General features: G+C 41.4%; 1 protein-coding gene. It reads left to right on the top strand.

Annotated elements, in window-relative coordinates; all coding sequences use genetic code 11:
- Positions 1–597, top strand: a 597-nt coding sequence (locus tag ABN217_RS19795) for a cation:dicarboxylate symporter family transporter (protein ID WP_349459934.1), incomplete at both ends; no start/stop codon positions are given.

Here is a 597-nt window from a genome sequence, read left to right as displayed (position 1 = left end):
AGAGGCAGTTTAGTTAAACAAATACTTGTTGGTTTAATTGCGGGTATTTTATTGGCATGGTTATGGCCAACAGGAGCACAAAACGTTGCACTGTTGGGGGATTTATTTGTTAGTGCGTTAAAAGCGGTTGCGCCAGTCTTAGTTTGGGTACTGGTTATGGCATCGATTGCTAATCACCGTAAAGGGCAAAAAACTAGTATTCGTCCAATCTTAGTATTGTATATATTAGGTACCTTCTTTGCCGCATTGGTTGCGGTAATGGGATCCTTTTTATTTCCATCAAACCTTGTTTTAGCCGTTGGTGATACTCAACTTACGCCTCCAAGTAATATTGCTGAAGTGCTTAAGGGTTTATTAATCAATATTTTTGCTAATCCAGTCGATGCACTGATCAAAGGTAACTATATTGGTATTCTTGCTTGGGCAATCGGTTTAGGGATTGCTTTACGCCACGCAAGTGACGCAACTAAGAGTATGATCCAAGACTTCTCAGAAAGCGTCACTCAGCTAGTAAGAGTGGTGATCCGTTTAGCACCTCTTGGTATTTTCGGACTGGTTGCGTCGACCATTGCGACTACAGGGTTTGCTACTCTAAAA

The organism is Proteus sp. fly-1067 (genome assembly GCF_040139345.1).
Lineage (GTDB): Bacteria > Pseudomonadota > Gammaproteobacteria > Enterobacterales > Enterobacteriaceae > Proteus > Proteus vulgaris_B.
Note: the sequence above shows the minus strand (reverse complement) of the source record. Positions and strands in the feature narration are given on the sequence as shown.